Source organism: Acetobacter conturbans (genome assembly GCF_011516755.1).
GTDB lineage: Bacteria > Pseudomonadota > Alphaproteobacteria > Acetobacterales > Acetobacteraceae > Acetobacter > Acetobacter conturbans.
The window spans coordinates 101,823-121,470 of sequence record NZ_WOSY01000006.1; the positions used below are offsets into that span (position 1 = coordinate 101,823).

At 58.2% G+C, this 19,648-nt stretch carries 14 protein-coding genes; 3 read left to right on the plus strand and 11 right to left on the minus strand.

What is annotated here, in order from left to right:
• Nucleotides 1–124: 124 nt before the first annotated feature.
• A complete protein-coding gene (locus GOB81_RS07935) occupies nucleotides 125–2,563 on the plus strand; it encodes a TonB-dependent receptor (RefSeq protein ID WP_173569853.1) in 2,439 nt (812 codons plus the stop codon).
• 204 nt (nucleotides 2,564–2,767) lie between these two features.
• On the opposite strand, the gene GOB81_RS07940 is transcribed toward GOB81_RS07935, so the two are convergent.
• The 4 genes from GOB81_RS07940 to GOB81_RS07955 all read right to left on the minus strand — a co-directional run bounded on the left by GOB81_RS07940 (nucleotide 2,768) and on the right by GOB81_RS07955 (nucleotide 7,456).
• Nucleotides 2,768–3,130 carry a hypothetical protein gene (locus tag GOB81_RS07940; RefSeq protein WP_173569854.1) on the minus strand — a complete coding sequence of 121 codons (363 nt, stop codon included), beginning with the start codon at nucleotides 3,128–3,130 and terminating at the stop codon, nucleotides 2,768–2,770.
• A gap of 264 nt (nucleotides 3,131–3,394) precedes the next feature.
• Nucleotides 3,395–4,333 (minus strand): lysophospholipid acyltransferase family protein, encoded by a 939-nt coding sequence (locus GOB81_RS07945; RefSeq protein ID WP_242010134.1) that lies wholly within the window; start codon nucleotides 4,331–4,333, stop codon nucleotides 3,395–3,397.
• Nucleotides 4,334–4,335: 2 nt separating this feature from the next.
• Entirely contained in the window at nucleotides 4,336–5,346 is a 1,011-nt protein-coding gene (lpxK, locus tag GOB81_RS07950; protein ID WP_173569855.1) for a tetraacyldisaccharide 4'-kinase, read from the minus strand.
• Complete coding sequence (locus GOB81_RS07955; RefSeq protein WP_173569856.1) at nucleotides 5,339–7,456, minus strand: glycosyltransferase N-terminal domain-containing protein; 2,118 nt, start codon at nucleotides 7,454–7,456, stop codon at nucleotides 5,339–5,341. The genes lpxK and GOB81_RS07955 overlap by 8 nt, the downstream gene beginning before the upstream one ends.
• A 192-nt stretch (nucleotides 7,457–7,648) precedes the next feature.
• On the opposite strand from GOB81_RS07955, the gene GOB81_RS07960 reads away from it, so the two are divergent.
• On the plus strand, nucleotides 7,649–8,230 hold the full coding sequence (locus tag GOB81_RS07960; protein WP_173569857.1) for a biliverdin-producing heme oxygenase: 582 nt from the start codon (nucleotides 7,649–7,651) through the stop codon (nucleotides 8,228–8,230).
• Nucleotides 8,227–10,794 carry an HWE histidine kinase domain-containing protein gene (locus GOB81_RS07965; RefSeq protein WP_173569858.1) on the plus strand — a complete coding sequence of 856 codons (2,568 nt, stop codon included), beginning with the start codon at nucleotides 8,227–8,229 and terminating at the stop codon, nucleotides 10,792–10,794. Before GOB81_RS07960 ends, GOB81_RS07965 begins: the two co-directional genes overlap by 4 nt.
• Before the next feature lie 291 nt (nucleotides 10,795–11,085).
• On the opposite strand, the gene GOB81_RS07970 is transcribed toward GOB81_RS07965, so the two are convergent.
• From GOB81_RS07970 to GOB81_RS08000, 7 genes are all read right to left on the minus strand, one after another.
• Nucleotides 11,086–12,477 (minus strand): NAD-dependent succinate-semialdehyde dehydrogenase, encoded by a 1,392-nt coding sequence (locus tag GOB81_RS07970; RefSeq protein ID WP_173569859.1) that lies wholly within the window; start codon nucleotides 12,475–12,477, stop codon nucleotides 11,086–11,088.
• A gap of 66 nt (nucleotides 12,478–12,543) precedes the next feature.
• On the minus strand, nucleotides 12,544–13,572 hold the full coding sequence (adhP, locus tag GOB81_RS07975) for an alcohol dehydrogenase AdhP (RefSeq protein WP_173569860.1): 1,029 nt from the start codon (nucleotides 13,570–13,572) through the stop codon (nucleotides 12,544–12,546).
• 31 nt (nucleotides 13,573–13,603) lie between these two features.
• The gene (locus GOB81_RS07980) at nucleotides 13,604–15,031 is read right to left on the minus strand and encodes an NAD(P)(+) transhydrogenase (Re/Si-specific) subunit beta (protein ID WP_173569861.1); all 1,428 of its coding nucleotides are present in this window, start codon (nucleotides 15,029–15,031) and stop codon (nucleotides 13,604–13,606) included.
• Between the two features lie 2 nt (nucleotides 15,032–15,033).
• Nucleotides 15,034–15,363, minus strand: a complete 330-nt coding sequence (locus tag GOB81_RS07985) for an NAD(P) transhydrogenase subunit alpha (protein ID WP_173569862.1) — start codon at nucleotides 15,361–15,363, stop codon at nucleotides 15,034–15,036.
• A 4-nt stretch (nucleotides 15,364–15,367) separates the two neighbouring features.
• The gene (locus GOB81_RS07990) at nucleotides 15,368–16,579 is read right to left on the minus strand and encodes an NAD(P) transhydrogenase subunit alpha (RefSeq protein WP_173569863.1); all 1,212 of its coding nucleotides are present in this window, start codon (nucleotides 16,577–16,579) and stop codon (nucleotides 15,368–15,370) included.
• Nucleotides 16,580–17,446: 867 nt separating this feature from the next.
• Complete coding sequence (locus GOB81_RS07995) at nucleotides 17,447–17,944, minus strand: DUF934 domain-containing protein (protein ID WP_173569864.1); 498 nt, start codon at nucleotides 17,942–17,944, stop codon at nucleotides 17,447–17,449.
• Entirely contained in the window at nucleotides 17,931–19,643 is a 1,713-nt protein-coding gene (locus GOB81_RS08000; RefSeq protein WP_173569865.1) for a nitrite/sulfite reductase, read from the minus strand. The genes GOB81_RS07995 and GOB81_RS08000 overlap by 14 nt, the downstream gene beginning before the upstream one ends.
• Nucleotides 19,644–19,648 lie beyond the last annotated feature (5 nt).

Sequence of the window (19,648 nt, forward strand, 5' to 3'; positions counted from 1 at the left end):
GATGACACTGGGTGCCATGTTTGGATATTTTGTGACAAACAATTTCTGTTTTCTGGAAGATATTGCGAATTAATCTCAATTGCGTCATAGGATCATCAAAAGCTGACTGCGAGATGTAAATACCATGACGAATCGTTTCATCCGCCATACCTTCCGGCCTGCACCGCTGACAACCGGCCTCACTCTGGCCTGCTCGGCATTACATCCGCAGGCAGCCGACGCGGCCACGACGGCAAAATCCCGTCATCATCGGCCGGTCGTGCATAAAACGGTGGTGGCTGCTCAAACGCCGAAAACACCAGCCGTTTCTGCGGCGGGAGCCCAGACCCCGGTTACTGCAACTGGAACGGGTGCCCGCTCCATCAATACCGGGTCGGAGGTTCGCAAGACTTCCATTGCTTCGGAAGATGTTGTCGTGCGCGGCCGTGGAATGAATGTTCTTAATGAGGACATGGGTTTCGGACGCATGCCGCAGGACGTTCTGCACACGCCGCAGACGGTGAATGTGGTGCCAAAGCTGCTGATGGAGCAGCAGAATGTGAAATCCCTTGAGGAAGCACTTCGCAACGTGCCGGGCATTACTGCCTCCGTTGGTGAAGGCGAGGGCGGCATGAGCGGGGATCAGTTCCTGATCCGCGGCTTTCAGGCACAGAACGACATTTACGAAAACGGTCTGCGCGATTTCGGCGTCTATACGCGTGACAGTTTCGATTATGACCATGTTGCTGTGATCAAGGGACCGTCATCGGAAGTATTCGGTAACGGCACGACAGGCGGCGCGATCAATATCTCGACGAAGGTGGCGCGTCTGGGCAATAGCTATGGCGGCACTTTTTCCGGTGGTTCGGGCAGCTATTATCGCGGCACTCTGGATGTGAATCAGCAGATCGGCGAGCACACCGCCGTCCGCATCACAGGAATGGGGAATGAGAACGACGTTGTCGGTCGCGACGATGTTTATTCCCATCGCTGGGGTATCGCTCCTTCGATCGGGTTTGGGCTCGGAACAAAGACGACCTTCACGCTCGAATATTTCCATCAGAGCGACAACCGCATTCCGGACTACGGTGTGCCCGTCGTGACGAAGCCAGGTGCCACAGTGGGGAAACCCGCTACGGAATACGGGCTGAATCGCAATAACTGGTACGGCACCACCTACGATCAGGATGATTCGGCGGTTGATATGCTGACGGCCCGTTTCAAGCATCAGATGAACGAGCACATCACGTTTTTCGATGATCTGAGAGGGGGAATGTACAGCCGGTATTTCTCTGCTTCCCAGCCGGGATGTAGTGCAACCTGCCAGTTGGATTTCTTTACCGATCCGTCCGCCGCAACAGTTGACAGACGTGGTCCGCTGGGAGGTCCAGAACCTTACCAGCAGAATGACTGGTCAGTTCAGAACGTATTTTCAACGATGGCCAACTTCAATACCGGCTCCATCAGGCACCAGATTCTGGCCGGTATCGATATCATGCATGTCTATGATCGCCGCAAAAACTACGCCTATAATTACAACGGCGTGAACGGCACGCAGACGGACACGACCAGCCTGATCAATCCATCGGCTTCTGAGCCGGGTCTGGTTCTTGGTAAGCTGGGTCAGTATCAATACGATCTGGTAAACATCAAGAACGGGGTGGGCCAGAAACTCTACAAGACCGGAGAGGCCACCGATGTCGGCGCCTTCTTCTCCGATCAGGCGTGGCTTACGCCGTGGTTTTCGATCAAGGCCGGGTTCCGCTGGGATCACTGGAACAGCCATTATTCGGCGACCGACGGTGTGGGAACAACCAACACCTATCTGGGCCAGCAGCAGAATACGTTCAATCCAAACGTCAGCCTTATGTATACGCCCACGGATGATGCCATGTTGTACTTCACCTGGTCTGAGTCCACGACACCCCTTGGATTGTATGTCACCAACAGCAGCGAGCCGTTGACTTCGACCACGTCGAAGATGCATCCGGAGCGCAGCAATCTTTATGAAGTTGGCGGTAAATACAACGCTTTTCATGGTCGGATGGGCTTCACCCTTTCCGCGTTCCGACTTGAGAAATCGAACGCGATCCTCGGGAGTGATGGTGACAGCTCGGTCGTCGCGTCCAGTGACCGACAGCGCAATCAGGGTATCGAGATGAGCGTATCGGGCGAGATCATGAAAAACTGGCAGGTGATCGGCACATATGCCTATTACGATGCAACAACCACATGGTCGGCAACCCCATCCAACGTCGGAAATCGTGTCATCTATGTCCCTAAGAATTCTGCGACATTGTGGTCGACCTATACTGTTGCGCCCGGCAGTGCATGGAACCTGACATTCGGCGGCGGCCTGACATGGCGGCAAAGTGTGTGGCTCAATGCCGCCAACACAGCGCGTGTTCCAGCCAATTTTGACTGGAGCGCTGTCATTTCTCATTCCTTCCTGAACAATCACTGGCGTGTGGCGATGAACGGCTACAACCTTGCCAATCGTCTCAACTACACCAGTCTGTTCAGCGATCGTGCTGTGCCAGCACCGGGACGTTCATTCCTGTTCGCCCTTTCCACTCACTACTGAGGAAAAGGCGGGTCCGGGCAGGTGCTGCAACCTGTTCGGACACAGAAGGCACGGCAACCAGCCGTTCCCATTGCGACGCGGTGGTTTATAGAGCAGATACAAGAACGGGGCTCAGAATACGTTATCCGTATTCTGAGCCCCGTTATCATTTTATCGGGGGAGCCGAAGGGGAGGGCAGTCTTGCTTTCCTCGGAAACGCGCAGTTCAGGCTGCGGCGACGCTACCCTGAACCGGCAGGGCCGGGCGGATGAAATCCAGAGCCAGTTCGAAGGAGTGTTCGACGCTCAGCACGTTATCGCGCAGTGCATCAACAACGACCCAGCGATTGCCTTCCGGATGAATGAGATAGGCCGGGCTGGCGTTCTCACGGACCCACACCAGAACCTGCTCGGCATCGGCATAGCTTGCCTCATCATCGATGCAGATCTCGGCATCACAAAGGCCCATCCGCATTCCGGCTTCAAGCCACCGGCCCAGATATTCCTTGTGGCGCGGCAGGATGGCCATCCGGAAAGGGATGACATTCGAAGGAAATACTGACAGTCCGGTCTGCATTGCCTGGGACATCCCTTTAAAACTCCTCATTCGTATCTTGAGCCAACGGTATGTCCTTCCCGGCTGGCCTGCCACATCGAAATGGAGAGATACGCCTTCTGGAGAGGCAGGTCCCTAAAGGTGTGGTGGAAATGCTACAAACAGAGAGAGGTTTGATAAGAAACCGCACAAAAATTAACCGGTCTGGTAAGTTTTTGAGCCTAAAAAATAGGCATTGACGCCTGAAAAAGATCGTTTTGTAGGCGAAAAGACTATTTTCCGGACAGAATCGTCTTCTCAGTAGCCGCGATGCGACGTCGGCATGACCTTTTTCGGCCAGCGCCGATGTAACCAGAGCCAGCTTTCCGGGCAGGCCCGGATCCATTTTTCCAGCTGGTCATTGATCGCCTGCGTGAGTGTCGCGATATCCGCCTGCCGATCACCGCTGTCAGGCAGTGTCATGGGTGGTTCCACCACAATGCGCAGTCGGGCCGGTCCCAGACGCTGCACATGACCTGGAATGACAGGACAGCGAAAACGCAGGGCCATCGCGGCAAGAGCGGGGGCTGTCATGGCTGGGTGTCCGAAGAAGCGCGCCTCAATGCCGTCGTTCATTTTCTGGTCCACCAGCATCCCGAGCCGATGACCTCCTCCGACCCAACGCAAGGCTTCCTTCGCGCCCTTTGCCCCTTTTGCGAACAGCGGCAGAGGCACGGCCATGGCGGCATCACGCAGGTCGCGGATCATGCGGTCCACCAGTGGGTTGCCAGCCGCCCGATAGAACGACGCGAAACCGACACCGTATTTTGCGACGCCCGGCGGCAGCATTTCCCAGTTGCCGATATGACCCGACACGAACAGGACCGGTCCTCCCCGTTTCGCCTGAGCGACCAGATGCTCCACTCCGGCCACCTCGAAACCCGGACCTGCTGCGGTGTTTTCCTGAAGAGAGGAGATGTGAGGAAACTCTCCGACCGTACGGCCGAGATTTTCCCACACCCCTTTGATGACGCCTTTTCTGGCAGGCGCATCCAGTTCCGGCATGGCAAGCTGGAGATTGGCATCTGCAATTTTCGAAACCGGCAGAAGTGGGCCGACCGCGCGGCACAGGCGACCGCCGAGATTGGAGGCGGCTTCGGCTTTCAGTCGCTGCAGCACCCATAATGATATGTGCGCGGCGGCAGCCTCCAGTTTCATGGGCCATCGGACGGAGCCCATGTCTGGCGTTACATTCATGCCTACTGCTCCTTTTCCATCAGAAGATGGTCGAGGAGGCTCTCTATCATTTCAGGCGAGGTCCAATGAAGACCGACCCCGACGACCTGCACTTTTCGGCGGAATGCAGGCGGCAAACGCGCCGCATCCTTGGGGGTGGTGACCAGTAACGCCTCAGCTTGCAGTGCCAGATGAGTCAGTTGGCTGAGATCAAGGTCGCTGAACGGATGATGATCAGGAAAGGGAATGCAGTTCAGGGGATGAACGCCGTTTTCCCGTAGTCCCTCAAAAAATTTGTCAGGGCGCGCCAGTCCGGCAAATGCGATCACCGCTTTGTCGCGGAGATCCGTGACCGTCTCATCCATCTGCAAGTCTGCGTTCAGGATGGGGTGCTGCCATTGACGAAGCGTTTGTTTCACCCCGGCTTTGTCCTTGCCCGTGATGACAACGGCGTTGGCCGCATTCAGTCCAACCGCCAGATTTTCCCGCAATGGACCTGCGGGCAGCACGCAGCCGTTGCCAAACCCGACCGCCCCATCGACGAGCACCAGTGACAGATCCTTGTAGAGGCCGGGATTTTGAAATCCGTCGTCCATGATCAGACAGTCCGCCCCAGCACCGATAGCGGCACCGGCGGAAGCGACACGGTCCGGACTGACCCAGCATGGCGCCACGGCCGCGAGCAGCAGCGCCTCATCGCCGACATCTTTCGCTGTGTGCCGTGAGAGATCCACCCGCACGGGATCGCCCGGACGCATATTTTCCGCGCGGTAGCCCCGTGTGAGGCAATGCACATTCATGCCCCGGTCCTGCAGGCGTTGGGCAAGGTCAAGAACCGCCGTGGTTTTGCCGGTTCCACCAACTGTCAGATTGCCGATGCACAGAACAGGCACGGGTGCATGCCATCCTGCTTTGCGTCGCCGCCGCGTCGCCTCATAAGCCACCATTGAGGCGACAGGCCGCAGAAGGCTGCTTGCAAGTCCCGGTGGACGGAACCAGAAGGATGGAGCGTGAAGCCGCAGTTTTTCAGGCATTGGACATCGTGCGGTGAATCAACCGGGCCAGACGAAGCGGAAGCATTTGATCCCGCGTGGCCACCTTCCTGCCAGCTTCACCCCGCGAGGTGGCCAGCGCCGTGTTATCCAGCATGGTCTCGACCCATTTGGCCAGCTCCTGTGGCGTGTGGACGACCGTTACCGCATCGGCCAGCGCCACAAAGGCTTCCTCGAAATTGCCTGTAGCTGGTCCGGTCGCCACGACACAGCCCAAGCGTGCGGGTTCGAACGGATTATGGCCACCTCCCGGTGTCGGTCCACCCGAAACGACAAGACTGTTGCCCATGAAGATGACGGGCGACAAGCGAAACAATGTGCCCAGTTCACCAAGTGTATCGACCACCCAGACCGGATCCTGTGCTTTTGGCCATGCTGCCTGCGCGCGACGGGGGACGGTGCCAACGGAGGGAAAAGCGCTTAACACCTCGTCAGCAACCATTTTGCCGCGCTCGGGATGGCGGGGGGCAATGATGGTCAGCAGGTCGGGATGAGTGGCCGCAACGATTTTCGCCGCTTCCAGCACCCGTGCTTCCTCACCGGAATGTGTAGAAGCAGCAATCCAGACAGGCCGCGTTCCGATGGCCTTGCGAGCATCGTCGAGGACGTCGGGATCGGCAGTGAGGGGAGCCGCCGCTGTTTTCAGATCGCCATCACAGAACACGTTCGCAGCCCCCAGCATCCGGAAGCGTGCCGCATCTTCCGGTGATCGCGCCGCGACCCATGAAAGCCCACTCATCATGGCTTTCGCCATGCGGGGCACCCGTCGCCACCCGTTCAGCGCCGAGCGGGACAGGCGTCCGTTGACTACGGTGACTGGCACGTCTGCCGCATTGCAGGCGGCAATCATGTTCGGCCAGAGTTCACTTTCCGTAAGAACAAGACATGTTGGCTGCCAGTGGCGAAGAAAGCGTTTCACCCAGCGGGGCACGTCAAGCGGCACGAAACGATGCAGAACCTGACCTGCTTTTATCTCATCAGGTAATTCCCGCGCCAGTATTCCCGCTGCGGTCACTGTGCCGGTAGTGACCAGAATATGGAGAGAAGGCTCATCGTTCAGAAGAACCCGTATGACGGGAAGAATGGAGATGGTTTCTCCAACACTGGCGGCATGCAGCCAGATAAGAGGTCCCGGAGGTCGTTGACTTTTATCCAGCCCCAGCCTTTCGCGCAGCCGTTCGGCAATTTCCTTGCCTCGACGCAGACGTATGCGGAGCATGACGATCAGCGCCGGCGCAAGGAGAGAGGCGCACAGGTTCCATAATAAGGGAGCGCTGGCCCTGAAGGGCCGGGCGGGCGTGTGCGGCGCTTTCATCGGCCCTTCGGCTACGGCGGCCGAGGGCATGGTCGCGAGGCTGTCCGGATAGCTGGCGGCTACCCGTCCGGCTTCGTCCTGCGCTGCTGTCAGGCGTTCCCCGAGGAGGACGCGGGCGGTTTCACGAGCATCTCCTTTTTCAATGTGGAGAGGCGTTCCGCAGACGATGCGCCCACGTCCGAACGGGAGGGGCAAAATCATGCGGTCCCACGAGCGGACCCGGATACATCGGCACTGTACGCCAACGGGGATGATGGGAATGCCGGTTTTTTCCGCCAAAGCGATGATCCCGGCCTGCACTTCACGGCGTGGGCCTTTCGGTCCATCCGGCATGACGGCGACGGTATGGCCTTCCGCCAGCGCCGTGCGGATCTGACGCAGCGCCGCAGCGCCACCCTTGTTCTTTCCTTTCTTGTCGGAAGAACCGTGGATGGGAGGGATGCGCCAAGGCGCGACAATATTGGCGATCAGCCGTCCGTCCCGGTTGCGGCTGATGAGGACATGCAGCCGCATTGCAGGATTGCGAGGCTCCGTCCACCACCAGAGGGCAGGGGAGAGAGCCAGTGCTTCATGCCAGAACGCGACGAGAAGGCCGCTGCTCTGGCTCCCGGACGTGCGTTCCTGAAGAAGAAGTGCCCGGGCTTCCGGTGTCGCCTCGAAACGCCAGCGCGTGGTGCGGAGGGCGAGGCTCAGCCAGCCACGAATGGCGGTTTCCAGGAGGCGCTGACGCCGGCTGTGGCTCTCGATGGGCTGCAACTGATCAGAACTGGCCTGCATGATGTAAGGCGGTTAGCATGGGCAGTCGGGAGCGCAAAGACACGCCGTAAAAGTTGGTAACAGTATTGTGTTGATTGACAGCTATGCTAATAACGCAAGGTTTAATTGCAGTTGTCGCGCCAATGCCTCTAGGGTCCGGGCGTAACCTGAATATGGACTGAGTTCAGGAGCATTTGATGCTATACGGATTATATGCAGGCTTATGACACTTTTCGGGAGCATCTCAGGTCTGCGACGCGCTCACGGCATGCGGCGCTCGACCAGCTGATTGGTCCTATTACCACTGAACAGGCCTACCACCGTTATTTATGCGGCATTGCCGCATTTCGGATCTCCGTTGAGCCGCGTCTGTCGGACATCGTCGTCTGGCCGGATATTCTGGGAACATGGCGCCCAACGAGGCTCGCTGAATATCTTCATACCGATCTCGATGTCCTGGGGCTTGCGATCGACAGTCCGCTCTCCCGGCTTGATGTCTCCAATACCAGTAGCCTGCTGGGTATTCTTTACGTGCTGGAAGGCTCAGTGCTGGGGGCGCGGTTTCTCGTCAGGCAGGTTGCGGCAGCAGGAGTGGAAGAACATTCCGGTGCCCGGCATCTTTCACTTCAGGCTTCTTCCGTCGACAACTGGAAGCATTTTCTGACCTGTCTGGAAAAAGCTGAGGACTTCGATCGGGTTCTGGCGGCGCAAGCGGCTTGCGACACCTTTGATGAAGCAACGGACGCGATGAGACTGACGGATCTGAAGGGTCCGTTTCATGATGTTCGCCCATGAATATGGAATTTGAGAACGTTCTGTTCGGACAGGCTGACCTGCTGTCGTGCGATCGCGAACCCATCCATATTCCGCAAAGCATTCAGCCCGCCGGCTGTGTGCTGGTGTTCTCCCCGCAGGAGTGCCGCCTCACACGATATTCGGCCAATACGCAGGCATATCTCAGTCTGCCCGAAATCCGATTTGGCCTGTCGCTGAATGAGTGTTTCGGGGAGGCGATTACGGCGGAGATTCTCGCCAGCGCAGCTCAAAGCGCTTCTGGAAAACCGTCTATTCTGTTTGACCTGGAACTGATGACGGGTTTTCGCCGGGATATCGTGGTCCATTATTCCGGTGATGAGCTGATTGTCGAGTGCGAGGATGCCATGCCGTCGGCGCTTCACACGAGCGTTCTGGCAAATCAGCGCCGGATCGTGGAGACCATCCGCAATCCTGCCGACATCCTCGGATTGCTCCGCGCCACTGCGCCAGTCATGCGGCAGGCCTTCGGTTACGACCGGGTGATGATCTACCGTTTTTCGCCGGACTGGTCGGGGAAAGTCATCGTCGAAGACCGACGCGAAGGGCTGGAGAGCTTTCTGGGGCAGCATTTTCCAAGTGGTGATATTCCAAGTCAGGCGCGGGAACTTTACAAAAGATCCCTGATTCGCGTGATCACCGACGCGACTTTCGCTCCCGTGCCGCTGGTTCAGCAGGATGGCCTGCTTCCCCTGGACATGACGTTCATGCATCTCCGGGCGGTTTCGCCCATTCATTGCGAGTATCTGACGAATATGGGCGTGCGGGCCTCCATGTCTCTCTCTCTGGTCGTCGATGGGGAGTTGTGGGGGCTGATCGCTTTTCATCATTATGAGGTCAAGAAACCCGCCATGGCTGAACGCGTCATGGCGAAGATGGTGGGAGAGATGCTTGCCCTCCAGCTTGTCGCGCTCATACGATCACGACGGCTGCATCTCACACAGAATACGCATCTGTTTCTGTCCCATTTTCTGCGAAAGGCCACCGAAGAGAACGGCCCGTCTTACATTCAGGAGAGGGTGCAGGAACTTCTGACCGTCATTGAATGCGACGGAGGCGGTGTCTGGATGGAAGGCCACTGGACGCCCAAAGGCCAGACTTTAAACGAAGCGGCTGTTGTCGATCTGCTGTCGGTAGTGAAGAAAAACGGTAACGATGACATGTGGTGCAGCGACCATCTGCTGAAGGACTGTCCTGTCCTGGCGGGGCGGATGTCGGGGATCGCCGGAGCGCTGGTCGTTCCCATGTGGCCTCAGGGCAACGATTATCTGGTCATTTTCCGTCAGGAAGTCATCCAGACTGTTCTGTGGGGAGGGGATCCCAAAAAGACCTACAGTACGGGACCGCATGGCGTTCGCCTTACACCACGCCGCAGCTTTGATCTGTGGAAGGAAGAGGTGCGCAACCACTGCCTTGAGTGGACCCCGGAAGATCTGGAACTGGCCGGACAGATTCGATCGACCCTGATGGAAATCATGGCCGTGACCCATCAGCGCATCCTGCGGGAACGGACACGATCGGAAGAGCTTCAGCGTATTCTGAATGACGAGCTCAATCATCGGGTCAAGAATATTCTTGCGATTGTGCAGACGCTTGTGGCGCGGGAACCGACCGCGTGTGACAGCGCGGTTGAGTACAGCCGCTCCCTGCAGGGGCGCATCAGTTCGCTTGCCACCGCCCATGACGTGGCTCTGGTCGCGAAAGCTGAAACGACACTGAAGGATCTGTTGCAGGCTGAACTGGCCCCCTATGAGACGAGCGCCAACAGCATCGTGCTGGAAGGACCGTCGTTTATCCTCTCCCGGCGCGCCCTGACGTTTCTGGCATTGCTGTTTCATGAACTGGCAACCAACGCGGCCAAATATGGGGCGCTCTCCACAAGTCACGGGTGCCTTACGGTGAAGTGGGCCTATGAATCCCAGAGTGCGTCGTGGAATATTCTCTGGGAAGAAAAAGGTGGCCCTGAAGTGGTGGTTCCAAAGCAGGCGGGATTTGGTAGCCTCCTGCTCGACAGAGCGGTCACTCACAATCTTGGCGGCAAGGCTGTAAGGCACTTTCTACCTGAGGGAATCAGGCTTGAAATCACCCTGCCGGAGCAGCCGGCTGGCGCGACGTTTTCAGAGTTTTCTGATGCGGGGTCCAGAAAGGGCATCACTGCCATCGGCATGGAGGCTGAAAAGACTTTAGCCGGGAAGACAGTTCTTCTTCTGGAAGATGAATTCCTGATCGCTCTCGACGTTGAGCAGGCTTTGTCCGAGAAAAAGGCGGCACATGTTTATACGGCCTCTTCAATCGCACAGGCATGTGAAATCCTCGAACGATATCTTGTGGATGTTGCCATTCTCGACATTGATATCGGTGGCGAGACATCTGCGCCTGTTGCCCGTCTGCTTGCGGATCGCGGTGTGCCATTCGTTTTTACAACGGGATATGACAACGACCCGGAAATAAATCAGTCATTCCCTGAGGCTGAAATCATCAAAAAGCCTTATGAAATAAAAGATATTCTAAAGGCACTTGCGATCTCTTCGGGCTGCGGCAATTAAAGTCCGCTGCGGCTTTCAAAAGCCGGTGTATTTTTCCAAGCGGACAGAGCGAGCGGCTTCTTTCCCCCCTCTGCAACAAGAGCATGCAGATGTCGTCGCACAATTTTTAATGAACAGAGATCAAAAAGACCCAGCTTCCCCGATGAGATGGGGTCGCGAGCCGTTTTCATGTGGTGCCGTTTGTAAAGAATACAGGCCACCAAAAGAAAAAGTCCGGTCTTCCCTTCAAGGAAAACCGGACTTTAGCCCGAGACGGGCAGGGAGCATTCTCCCCACCCTTCGAGACGATCCTTAGAACGGTGCGTCGATATCCACGACGTCGATCAGCTTGTGATTGACGAATTCCTTGATACCGAGGCCGATCAGTTCACGACCGAAGCCGGAACGGAGGACGCCACCGAACGGCAGGTCAGCCTTCACCATCGTCGGATGGTTGATGTAGACCATGCCGGTCTCGATCTTCTCAGCCACGCGGACACCACGGGCCTCGTCCTTCGTGAAGACGGAACCACCGAGGCCATACGGGCTGTCGTTAGCAGCGCGGATCGCGTCAGCTTCGTCTTTCACGCGGAACAGCAGCGTGACCGGGCCGAAGAACTCTTCGCGCATCGCCGGGTTGTTGTCTTTCAGTTCAGTCAGGATGACCGGACGGAAGAACGCACCGTTGTTCGGCATTTCAAGCGGGATCTCTTCCGCTTTCGCACCGGCTGCCACAGCGCCTTCGACCTGCTTCTTGAGGTCGTCGGCAGCCTTCTGGGAAGACAGGGGAGCCAGCGTCGTGGCGGCATCCATCGGATCGCCCATCTTCAGCTTGGCAACGCCTTCACGGTAGCGCTTCACGAACTCCTCATAGACGGCGTCCACGACGATCATGCGCTTGGAGGACACACAGACCTGACCGGCATTCCAGTGACGACCGAACACGGCCCACTTTACTGCCTTTTCGAGGTCGGCATCTTCCAGAACGATGAACGCATCCGCGCCACCCAGTTCCATCGTGCACTTCTTCAGAGCCTGACCGGCTTCGGATGCCAGACGGGCGCCTGCGCCTTCGGAACCTGTCAGCGCGAGGCCACGCACGCGGTGATCGGCAAGGATGCGCGAGACCTGATCGTGGGACGGATACAGGTTCTGGAAGCCTCCCTTCGGGAGCCCGGCATCCGTCATCAGCTTGTCCATGGCGGCGGCACACTGCGGCACGTTGGAGGCGTGCTTCAGGACAACCGTGTTGCCGGCGGAAATCTGCGGGGCAACGATACGGGCGACCTGATAGAACGGGAAGTTCCACGGCTCGACGGCAAGGAGAACACCCAGCGGCTGGTGGATGATCTTCGCGCGGCCTTCATCCTTGCTGGCGACCGGCAGGTCTTCCGCCTTCAGAAGCCCCTCGGCGTTCTTCGCGTAATATTCGAAGATCGCGGCAGACAGCTCCGTCTCGGCTTTCGCCTCGGAGAACAGCTTGCCCATCTCAAGGGTGAGCAGCTTCGAGTATTCGTCCAGATTGGCGCGCAGGAGGTCAGCGGCCTTCTGCATCACTTTGGCGCGTTCAGCGAAGGACGTGGTGCGCCATGACAGGAACGCGGAATGCGCGGTGTCGAGTGCTGTGTCGATTTCGGCGTCCGTCGTGTTCGGGAACACCTTTATCTGTTCATTGTTGAACGGATTTACCGTTGCATAAGCCATGTCCAGATTCCTTTTCTTTTAATGCCGGGCAACGAGGGTGCCGCGCCCCGGAAGGCGCGGCAGGTCTCACTTCCGGAAATCGAGAACGACGCGACCGTCGATGCGACCGTTCTCCAGATCGTCGAAAATGCGGTTGATATTTTCCAGCTTGTCCGCCTTCACAACCGACCTCACCTTTCCCTCAGCAAAGAAGGACAACGCCTCGATCATGTCGAGCCGTGTGCCCACGATTGATCCTCGGATTGTCGTTCCATTCATGACCATGTCGAAGATCGACACAGGGAAATCTCCCGGTGGCAGGCCATTGAGAACGATTGTTCCGCCGCGTCGTGCATAGCCCATAGCCTGTGAAAAGGCGATACGGGAAACAGCAGTGACAACCACACCCTGAGCGCCTCCCACTTCTTTCTGCACGAAAGCAGCCGGGTCCGTGTTCCTGGCATTAACGGTCAGCGCCGCGCCCAGTTCCTTGGCCGTGGCCAGTTTCGCGTCGTCAATATCCACGGCAATCATGTTCTTGCCCATGGCGACACCATATTGCATCGCCATCTGGCCAAGCCCACCGACACCGGAGACCGCCACCCAGTCACCCGGCTTCGTGTTGGTCATTTTCAGGGCCTTGTAGACCGTGAGGCCAGCGCAGAGCACCGGCGCGATCTGAAGCGGATCGGCGCCTTTGGGGATATGGGCGATGTAGTTCGGGTCCGCCACTACATACTCGGCAAAGCAGCCATTGACGGAATAACCCGTGTCTTCCTGCTTCTCACACAGCGTTTCCCAGCCACCAAGACAATGCTCACAGTGACCGCAGGCAGAGTAAAGGAACGGCACGCCAACATAGTCGCCTTCCTTGACCCAGTTCACGTTGCTGCCGACCTGCACCACATGTCCGACACCTTCATGGCCGGGGATGAAGGGGAGCGTCGGCTTGGTCGGCCAGTCACCGCGCACGGCGTGCAGGTCGGTGTGGCACACGCCACAGGCATCCATCTTCACCAGAATCTGATTCTGGTTGATGGTGGGGATATCGAGTTCCTCAATCGTCAGAGGTTTGTTGAACTCGCGGGCGACTGCCGCTTGCATCTTGCCTGCCATGCTTCAGGTATCCTTTTTCTTTCTCAGATCGTCAGTTGGTTCCGAGGGCCTTGAGCGCCTCAACCATCTTGCTCAGGACTGCCTGGGCATCACCAAAAACCATGGCGGTATTCGGTAGGAAGAACAGGGGGTTCTGCACGCCGGAATAGCCGGTGCCCTGACCGCGCTTGATGACGAAGACCTGCTTCGCCTGATCGGCATTGAGGATAGGCATGCCATAGATCGGCGAGGATTTATCGGTACGGGCCGAAGGATTGACTACGTCGTTCGCACCAATCACCAGCGCCACATCAGTAGTTTTGAAGCTGTCGTTGATGTCGTCCATGTCGTAGATCATGTCGTAAGGAACGCCTGCTTCAGCCAGCAACACATTCATGTGACCGGGCATACGACCCGCGACCGGATGGATTGCGAATTTCACGTCCACACCTGCCGCCTGAAGCATCTTCACGAGCTCGTAAAGCTTCTGCTGCGCCTGAGCGACCGCCAGACCATAGCCGGGGATGATGATGACGCTGGAGTCATAACGCATCGTGGTGGCTGCATCAGCCGGATCGACAGACTTCATCTGACCCTGTGGACCAGCCGCAGCCGCGCCGGAGGACGCTCCGAAGTTGCTGAACAGCACGTTTGCAATGGAGCGGTTCATCGCCTTTGCCATGAGCACCGTCAGCAGCGTGCCGGCTGAACCCACGACCATACCGGCGATCATCAACGCCGGATCGGCCATGACATAGCCCTCAAGACCCACGGCCAGACCGGTAAAGGCGTTGTAGAGCGAAATCACGACCGGCATGTCGGCGCCACCGATCGGCACGGTCATGCACAGACCGAAGAACAGTGCGCCCGCAAAGAACAGCAGCGAGAACAGCCCGGCGTCAGGCGAGCCCTGCATCTGTGTCATCACGGCCATCAGGCCGAGGCCCACTGTCCCGACGAACACCACGAGGTTGAAGATCTGCTGACCGCTAAACCGGATGGGGTTCCGCATGCGACCGTCAAGTTTGGCCCACGCGATGAGCGAACCCGTGAAGGAGATACAGCCGATGAGGCCGCCAGCCATGGTCACGCCCAGATGGAGGGCATCCACCTCGGTATGGCGCAGCATGGCCACAGCCGAGATGGCCGCCGCCGAGCCACCGCCCATGCCGTTGAACAGTGCGACCATTTGCGGCATGGCCGTCATTTCGACGGTTTTGCCTTTCCAACCCGCCCAGAGGCCTCCGAGCAGCAGGGCAAGCACGGCAAGGCCGAGATTGACCGGCAGATGAGGCAATACCTCATCAGAGACATTGAACGCCTGGAGGAAAGCGACAGCCACCACGAAGGCCATGCCCCAGCCCGCGATGACGATGCCGCGAACAGCCGTGACCGGCGAGGACATGCCCTTCAGGCCGTAGATGAACAGCCCGGAGGCGAGGAGACCGCTCAGGCCGATGATATAATCGATCACGTTCATGATCAGGCCTTCCCATCCTGTGCTTTCTGGGCCGGCTTTTTAGTGCTCGGTCGGAACATGGCCAGCATCCGGTCAGTCACCACGTAACCACCCATCACGTTGCCCGCGCCGAACAGGACGCCGAAAAACCCGATGACCTGTTCAGGAATGGTCGTGGCGGAGATCAGGACGCTGAGAGCGCCTACCACCACGATGCCGTGAATGAAGTTGGAGCCGGACATGAGCGGTGTGTGCAGGATCGACGGCACACGGCTGATGACGACATAGCCGGTGAAAGCCGCCAGCATGAAGATGTAGAGTGCGATGACGAATGTCATGGAGGTGATAAGCATCGGCTTATCCTTTCGCTGCCGGTGTTTCCGGAGCCGGTGGGGTGGTCGGGGCGGCAGGAGGCGCAACAGCAGGCGCGGCTGATGCCGGTGCCGGACCCTCGACAACGGCGCGCACCGCATCGTTGGTGATCTTGCCGTCATGCGTCACGAGCGTCTTGGCGATCACCTCGTCCGTCATGTCGAGCGAGAGCTTGCCGTCCTTGATGATCTGCTGAAGCAGATTAAGAATGTTCTTGGCGTAAAGCTCACTAGCCTGCTCGGAGAGGCAGGAAGGCAGGTTGACGGGTCCGACGATCGTGGCCGGTCCGACCTGAACGATCTCACCCGCCTTCGTGCCTTCACAGTTTCCGCCGCCTTCCGCCGCCATGTCGATGATGACGGAACCAACCTTCATCCCTGCGATCTGGTCGGCATCGATGAGGCGAGGGGCCTTTCGTCCGGGGACGGCCGCCGTGGTGATGATAAGATCGGAGCGGGCGATGTGGTCGCTCAGAACCGATTTCACCTTCGCCTTTTCTTCGGCGGTCAGTTCGCGGGCATAGCCACCCTGACCGGTGGCATCCACGCCGGTGTCGACGAACTTCGCACCAAGGGAATGGGCTTCGTCTTTCGTCTCGGGACGGACGTCATAGCCTTCCGTCACAGCACCAAGACGACCCGCCGTTGCCAGCGCCTGCAAACCGGCAACGCCGAGGCCCATGACCAGAACCTGCGCAGCCCGCAGAGAGCCGACGGCTGTTGTCATCATGGGCAGGATTTTCGGCATATGTACCGAGCCGAGCAGTGCGGCGTAATAACCCGCAAGTGTCGCCTGACTGGACAGCGCATCCATCGCCTGAGCACGGCTGATACGGGGGATCTGCTCCATGGCGAAGCAACTGATCTTGTGATCCCGAAGGGCTTTCACCAGTTCAGGATTGTTCCGACCATAAATGAAGGAGATGAGAATGGTGCCCGGCTTCATGGCTGACACCAGATCCGGGGACGGAGGATTCACCGCGAGGACGATATCCGCGGAGCCAACGAGGGCTTTTTCATCCTCAACAATGGAGGTGTTTTTATAGGTGGCGTCAGGGAAATAGGAAGAAAGACCGGCTCCGGCTTCAAGTGCCACGGAACATCCAAGCTTCTGGATGCGTTCCGCAACGACAGGCACAAGTGCTACGCGCCGTTCTCCCGCGTCTTTCTCCCTGATCGCAGCGATTATGAGGCTCATGATCAGTTATCCGTGCTGAAAGATGGTTTGGCGCGGGTCCCGACGCTGGTTCTCCCTGTGCTCCTACACCGAACACCCGCAGACATTGGCCATGACTATCAAAGTGGGGGGAAGTTCTCCTTGACGTGTGTCAAGAACGAAGGCGACTTTAGGAATGATAACTGAAAAATATATGACAGTTGAAAGAATTTTCTTTATTTTCCAGTGAAATACTCTTTGTCGCACACGAAGATGCACAAGATGACCAACACCATTGGATGCCCCGGTCCAGCAGGATTTTTGACTGCAGGAAGCCCGACGGACGGCCCGGCACAGTAGCTCGCTCGCAGTGGGCCAATTTCAGCATTCTTCCTTCCTGCATCCGGGTCACCGGTGCTGAAGCGTAGCTTCTGATTGCAGGGCAGGCTTTGCAGGAATGATTGCGATGCATGTCAAAAGATCTGGCTCTGTAAGGCCGCCCGTTTCACGCTAGGGCGCGTCCTGCAAAATGAGATGATTTTCCTGCATATTATTCGTAGCAAAATCTGTCGGATGACTATGATGGACTGGCGACTTAGTTGACCGCGTCCATCTATCGAATAGGGGTGGCTATTCTGTAGATGAGCGGAGAGCCCGTGTGAAATTAAGAATAGTTGCCGATATACTTTGGGCGCAATGATAATTTACAGCCGTTTTACCGCCCGCAGGGTAGAGGGAATGGGGTGACGGCATTTGCACGCCCGCAAATCTCGGCCCTTCTGACACGCATCCGGCCTGTAAGGCTTTCTGTATTTTGAAACGCAGAAAGCCACCCTCTGCTTGAGAGGGCGGCAAACTCAGGCGGTCTCCGTCACACGACGGGACGTGCCTGAAACTCAGTCCGAGAGTTTATCCCGCCCGGTTGAGCAGACGTCGTAATGCAAACCCGGTCGGCTTTTCGTCCAGAACGGGAGAGGGCTGCATGGCAACATCGAACTGCTTCAAATTCCGCGTCCAGACAGAGAGGTCGGCATTCTCAGCCACCTCGACCGTGTTCACGCCGCAGCGGATCAGGAATTCATACTGATCAGGCAGCACATGCCCCGCAGCGCGAATCTGGCCAGTGAAATGCAGATGCTCTCGCAGCGCCCGGGCCTGACTGAAAGCGCGACCGTCACGAAAGATCGGGAAGGTCACCACCACCAGCGACAGCTTCGGGAGCGCCGCCTTGAGTGATGAGGCGGGTTCGCCGTTCGGAAGTGCCACGCCGAGCCGTCCCGCCGTCCTGCCGAGCCCTTCGCTCAGCCGCTCCGGCGGCACGATCACATCCCCATTCCCCAGAGGTTCGCCTTCGATGGCGTAATGCCAGGTGTCCTCGACCAGACGGCCATTCTCAAGCAGGGGCATAGACTACATCCTTGAAAGCAGCGGTGCCGACGCGACGATAGGTGTCGAGGAACCGTTCACCATTTTCCCGGCGCACAAGATAGAAATCGATCAGGCGCGCCACGGCGTTGACGGTATCGTCCTCGCTCATGGCCGGACCGAGGATCTGTCCGATGGAAGCGTCTTTCTCGCCCGAACCGCCGAGGGTGATCTGGAAGGCTTCCTCGCCGCGTTTGTCGACACCAAGGATGCCGAGATGGGCGGCATGGTGATGCCCGCAGGCATTGATGCAGCCGGAGATGTTGATGCGCATCTCCCCGACTTCGCGCTGAAGCTCCAGATCTGCAAAGCGGGAACTCAGTTTCTGCGCGATGGGGATCGAGCGGGCATTGGCCAGCGCGCAGTAATCGAGGCCGGGGCAGGCGACGATATCCGTGATGAAGTTCACGTTCGCCGTGCCGAGACCAGCCTGCGAAAGACGCTGCCAGACGGTATGAAGCTGATCCTGCCGGACATGACCGAGCACGACATTCTGGAGATGCGTGACGCGCAGTTCGCCAAAGCTGAACTCCTCCGCCAGATCGGCCAGCAGGTCGAGCTGTTCCGCCGTTGCGTCGCCAGGGATGCCCCCCGCCGGTTTCAGCGATACGACAACAGAGATGTAGCCCGGTACCTTGTGCTCATGCGTGTTGGTGCGGACCCATGCGTCGAACGCTGCATCCCGGCTGCGGTCCTGCGCCAGAACATCAGCGGCGTTGCTTTCCGGTGCGAAGTCCGGCGTGCCGAAGCGGGCCTTGATGGCCTCCACGATGGCGGGCTCCAGCCGGTAGCGCGCCCGGTCCATGGCGACGAACTCTTCCTCGACACGCCTGCGGAACTCGTCCGCGCCCAGCGCCTGCACGAGGATCTTGATGCGGGCCTTGTAGATGTTATCGCGGCGTCCGAATTCGTTATAGACACGCAGCACCGCTTCCACATAGGCGATCAGGTCTTCTTCCGGCAGGTCGTCGCGCAGGCTGACGCCGACGATGGGCGTGCGGCCGAGGCCACCACCCACGAACACCTCGAACACCGGGCGGCCATGCGGGCCGGGGCGGGCGATCAGGCCGACATCGTGAAAACGCGCGACCACGCGGTCATGCGGGCTACCGGAAATGGCGAACTTGAATTTGCGCGGCAGGAAGGTGAATTCCGGGTGCAGCGTGGACCACTGGCGCAGGATTTCGGCATGAACGCGCGGGTCGAGCAGCTCGTCTTTCGCAGCGCCAGCGAACTCGTCCGATGTGACATTGCGGATGCAGTTGCCACTTGTCTGGATGGCGTGCATGTCGGCTTCAGCCAGCACTTCCAGAGCAGCAACCGTGTCTTCCAGCCTGATCCAGTTGAACTGGATGTTCTGGCGGGTTGTGAAGTGGCCGTATCCCTTGTCGAACTCACGCGCGATGCGGGCGAGGGCGCGCACCTGCCGGGAGTCCAGCGTGCCGTAAGGAACCGCCACGCGCAGCATGTAGGCATGAAGCTGGAGATACAGCCCGTTCATCAGGCGCAGCGGCTTGAATTCTTCCTCGGTCAGTTCGCCGGAAATGCGGCGATTGACCTGATCGCGGAACTGCTCGATGCGCTCGCGAAGGAAGGCGCGATCCACTGCATCATAGCCGTAATGACCGACGGGAAGCGTTGCGGGAGCGGCTTCAGCGCGTGTCATGGTTTCGGTTGACATTGCTG

Coding starts and splice junctions, on each gene's coding strand:
- GOB81_RS07935 (WP_173569853.1), top strand. CDS start 125: ATGACGAATCGTTTCATCCGCCATACCTTCCGGCCTGCACCGCTGACA.
- GOB81_RS07940 (WP_173569854.1), bottom strand. CDS start 3,130: ATGTCCCAGGCAATGCAGACCGGACTGTCAGTATTTCCTTCGAATGTC.
- GOB81_RS07945 (WP_242010134.1), bottom strand. CDS start 4,333: ATGAATGTAACGCCAGACATGGGCTCCGTCCGATGGCCCATGAAACTG.
- lpxK (WP_173569855.1), bottom strand. CDS start 5,346: ATGCCTGAAAAACTGCGGCTTCACGCTCCATCCTTCTGGTTCCGTCCA.
- GOB81_RS07955 (WP_173569856.1), bottom strand. CDS start 7,456: ATGCAGGCCAGTTCTGATCAGTTGCAGCCCATCGAGAGCCACAGCCGG.
- GOB81_RS07960 (WP_173569857.1), top strand. CDS start 7,649: ATGCAGGCTTATGACACTTTTCGGGAGCATCTCAGGTCTGCGACGCGC.
- GOB81_RS07965 (WP_173569858.1), top strand. CDS start 8,227: ATGAATATGGAATTTGAGAACGTTCTGTTCGGACAGGCTGACCTGCTG.
- GOB81_RS07970 (WP_173569859.1), bottom strand. CDS start 12,477: ATGGCTTATGCAACGGTAAATCCGTTCAACAATGAACAGATAAAGGTG.
- adhP (WP_173569860.1), bottom strand. CDS start 13,572: ATGGCAGGCAAGATGCAAGCGGCAGTCGCCCGCGAGTTCAACAAACCT.
- GOB81_RS07980 (WP_173569861.1), bottom strand. CDS start 15,031: ATGAACGTGATCGATTATATCATCGGCCTGAGCGGTCTCCTCGCCTCC.
- GOB81_RS07985 (WP_173569862.1), bottom strand. CDS start 15,363: ATGCTTATCACCTCCATGACATTCGTCATCGCACTCTACATCTTCATG.
- GOB81_RS07990 (WP_173569863.1), bottom strand. CDS start 16,579: ATGAGCCTCATAATCGCTGCGATCAGGGAGAAAGACGCGGGAGAACGG.
- GOB81_RS07995 (WP_173569864.1), bottom strand. CDS start 17,944: ATGCCCCTGCTTGAGAATGGCCGTCTGGTCGAGGACACCTGGCATTAC.
- GOB81_RS08000 (WP_173569865.1), bottom strand. CDS start 19,643: ATGTCAACCGAAACCATGACACGCGCTGAAGCCGCTCCCGCAACGCTT.